The sequence below is a fragment of the Neisseria sp. P0021.S005 genome (genome assembly GCF_051956955.1).
In genome coordinates, this window is record NZ_JBQCWY010000269.1 from 1 (window position 1) to 3921 (window position 3921).

At 56.4% G+C, this 3921-nt stretch carries 2 protein-coding genes; both read right to left on the reverse strand.

The genetic code is table 11. The features are described from left to right. Window positions 1-3223 (reverse strand): translocation/assembly module TamB domain-containing protein (locus tag ACTHUE_RS12430; RefSeq protein ID WP_440423601.1); only part of this gene is annotated, 3223 nt, incomplete at its 3' end. An 81-nt stretch (window positions 3224-3304) separates the two neighbouring features. Then, window positions 3305-3921 (reverse strand): autotransporter assembly complex protein TamA (locus ACTHUE_RS12435; protein ID WP_440423603.1); only part of this gene is annotated, 617 nt, incomplete at its 5' end.

The following is a 3921-nucleotide window of genomic DNA, read 5'->3' on the forward strand; positions in this document are numbered from 1 at the left end:
GCAGTTGGCGGTTTGGACGCGAGAGGGTGCGGTATTTGTCGAAGACGATGTCCACGTCGACATCGGGGTTGGCGTTGGCAAGGTTGACCGCACCTTTGAGCTCAATCGTGCCGCCACGGTGGAATTTAAGGCTGTCGATGACCCATTTTTGACCCTGCAGGCGCGAACGCAATACGCCGTTGTCGAGAATCAGGCCTTGGGTTTGATGGCGGTAATAGAGGTTGTCGCCATTAATCAGGCCGCTCAGTTGCGGATCGTTCAGACGGCCTGCCAAGTTGACGGCGGCGTTCAGACGGCCTTTGAGGGTTTGGCCGACGGGCAGGAAGTTGCGGAAGACTTCGAGGTTGGCAACGTTCAGGTTAAGCTTGCCGCTCAGAGGGGCGGTATCGAAGCTGGTGCCTTGACCGATGTTGACGGTACCGTCGGCACGGCCGTAATTGGTTTGGAGGTCGAGGTTGCTGTTGATAGTAGGCGAACCGAGTCGGCCGCCGATGGTGGCGGTCGCGTTCAGACGGCCTGCAATGCCTTGGGCTGTCGCCGGCATAAAGGATTTGAGCGAGCCCAAATCGGGAACGCTGATATTGACCTTGCCGCTAACAGGGGCGTTGTTGATGTTGTTGCCGAACTGTTGCGCGATGCCGAGCGTGCCGTTAACTTTGCCGAAGCGGGTGTTGCCGTCCAGCGTGCTGTCGATGCGGCCGTTTTGGAAACGGGTGCGCAGGGCAAGCGCGGAAAGTCCCAAAGGCTGTTTGTTTTTCGGGTCTTTGCCCGGCAGGATGATGTCGCCGCTTTGACGGCTGATGTTGAGGAAGCCGCGCGCGTTTTGACTGTACGCCAAATCCCAGTCGCCACCCAAGACGAGGTTGTGTTCGATAGGCGGAGTGTAGAAGTTGTGCAATTCGGTAATGTGCAGATTTTGTGCGCTGCCTTTACTGGTAATGCCGGCTTTCTTGTCCCAAACGAAATTTTGCAGGTTGAGGCTGCCGCCCATAGCCGCCCAACGCGCGCTGCTGAGGGAAACGCGTTCGCTGCCGGCTTCGAGGTTGAGGCGGTTTTGCAGTTTGAGGTTGAACGCACCGTTGATGTCGAGCGTATCAACCGTGCCTTTCCATTGGGTTTGGTCTTTGTTGAGGCCGCCGGTGGCATCGAGGTCGAGCTTGTAGCGTTTGCTGTCCACCGCCATGCTGCTGTTGCCGCGGATGTGGTGGCGCGAGCCTGTGCCGCTGATGAGCAGGTTGACGTTGTCGATCAGGGCCGCGCCGCCGGATATGGCGATGTGTTCGCCTTTAATATCGGCACTCAACGGACGGTTGGTGTCGGGCGAACCCTTAAGCTTGAAGTCGAGGGTGCGGATATTGACGGCATCGGCGACTTTGAAGTTGCGTGCTTCGCCGTTCAAATCGGCTTCAAGGGTTTTGAGGCCGTCTGAAAAACTGCCGGAGATGTAGCCGCGCGCGTTGAGCAGGCCGCCCAAGCCGAAGCCGAAACGCGACAAATCGGGGGCGGTAATGTTGAGGCTGAGGCGGTCGCCTTTTTTACCAAAGCTGCCGTTGGTTTTGACGATGTTGCTGCCGAGGGTCAGGTCGGTCAGGGCGCGCGCGAGGTGTTTGTTTTCATAGGCGACGTCGGCTTTGCCGCTGAGCGGAACGCCGTTGAGCGTACTCGGTGCAAACTGCATTTTGCCGGCGAATTTTTCTTGCGCCAGTATGCCGGTCAAGTTGATGTTGCCGTTGACGCTGCCTTGCGGAAGCTGCGGATCGATACGCGCAGGGTTGAAGGCTTTGCTGACGATGTCCAGTTGTAGTTTGCGGTCTTTGAAGAGTTCGAGCGAGCCTTTGGCGTTGAGTTCGCCGCCGTTTTGCGGAACCAGACGGACTTTGTCGAGCTTGAGCGTGCGCTGGCCGAGCTGTTTGTCGGTTTGGAAAAACAGCATGCCGTCTGTACGTGCAAATCCGCTGTCGAGATTCCAGTTGACGACGGGGGAGGAGGTTTCGCCTTTGACATCGATACTGCCGTTCAGACGGCCTGCGATGTTTTGACGGACAAAGTCGTCTGCGCCGGTATTGTTGATGCCCAGTGCGAGTTTGAGCTGGTCTTGGGCGGTATCGATAGAACCGGATACATCGATGCTGCCGTCTTTGAGCAGGCCGACGCCGATGTCTTCGATTTTGACCGTACCTTTGTCGTCGACGATGAATTCGCCGAGGATGCGTTTGACGGGGATATGATTTTCATCGGCAAAACCGGCTTGGTCGTTTTCCAAGTCAATCGAGCCTTCCAACGCAACGCCGTCGGTAAACGACGGAATGGTGGTAGCGTCGAAATTCAGGCGCGCTTTGGGCAGGCTGGGCAGGAAGGCCTGCGGATTGATGTTGGAACCTTTAATCAGGATTTCGCCGATGGTTTCATTGAGGCTGTCGGCGAATGGGTGAATGGTGGATTTTGCCGACAAATGAACGTTGTCGCTATCGAGCAGCAGGTCGGTGGATACGTCTTGCAGGCTGCCCCACAGGCGCACCGTACCATGTAGGGTTTCGCCCTCAAGCTGGCCTTTGGTGTAGATGGCGGTATTGAGAACGTAGGGTTTGTCCAAACCGATCACCACCGCACCTGTCGAGCTGCTCCATGGCGTATCGGCGGTTTTGATGTAGAGGCGGTGTTCTTTTTTGTCGTAATGATAGGCCGCGTGCAGATGGTCGAGATAGACGGTCTGCTTGTCAAAACGCTTGCCCACGCTGATTTTGCCGGTTTCCAAACGGTCGAGATAGGCGGTAACGGGCAGGTCTATGCTGTCGGGCAGGCCTTTTGATGGCTCTTCTTCTTTAGGCGGCGTGCGTTTGGTCACGATGGCGATGTCGCCGGCCACGACTTCGGTGATGTGCAAGGAAGGACGGGTCAGCTCGGACGGTTTCCAATCAAAGCGGAAGCTGCTGATTTTAATGTCCGCACCTTCTGTTTCAATCAACCATTTGTCGCCTTCAAAGCCTTCAATCAGCGTGCCTTTCAGCGTATCCGACGAGATTTTGACGCCGAACCATGACGGGATTTTGTACAAACCGAAACGCAAACCCGATTCCGTACCGACCAGCCAGCCGATCGCGCCGGCGGAAACGGTCAATACGCCCAAGGCGGACAGGACAAAGCCGCGCAACAGGCGTTTTTTGCGCTTTGGCGGGGCGGGCTGTTGTTCAGACGGCGTGGAAGTGTTTGCAGTATCGGTCATGATATTTTTCTGTTTGTCTGTTGTTCAGACGGCCTGAAATGGCTGAGGCCGTCTGAAAGAATGGATGGTGAGTATGTTTTTTTAAAACCTTGTGCCTAAGCTGATGTGCCAGCGGATTTTTTTGTCGTGATGGCCGTAGGCAATATCGAAGGAGAACGGCGCAACCGGGCTGAACCAGCGCACGCCCAAGCCGGTACCGTGTTTTAAGGTCATGTGTTTGAAGTTGCTTGCTGCATCGCCGACATCGTGGAAGATGGCGCCGGAGAAGCTTTTGGTAACCGGGAATTGATATTCGAGGCTGCCGACCACCAAGGCGCGTTGCGGCAGGACGGAGCCGTTGGGGCCGGCCAAGCCGATGCTGTCGAGTTCGTAACCACGTACAGAAGTCGCGCCGCCGGTGCGGAACATCAGGCTGGACGGCACTTCTTCGCCTTCGCGGGCATAAACGTAGCCTGCCTGTCCGCGTACGATGAACGTACCGAGTTTTTTGTTTTCAGGCGTGAAGAAATAGCCTGCCCGTGCCGTGGCGCGTGCCATTTGGGTGGAGGAGAGGAGTTTGCCCAAAGTTGTACCGATTTTGCCGTCGAGGTAGTAGCCGTTTTGAGGATGCAGCTCGGTTTCGATGCTTTGCCGTTTCCATGAGGCGGTCAGCATGGTGGCATGGCTTCGGCCCAAATCGTAGCTGGTGTCGGGGACTT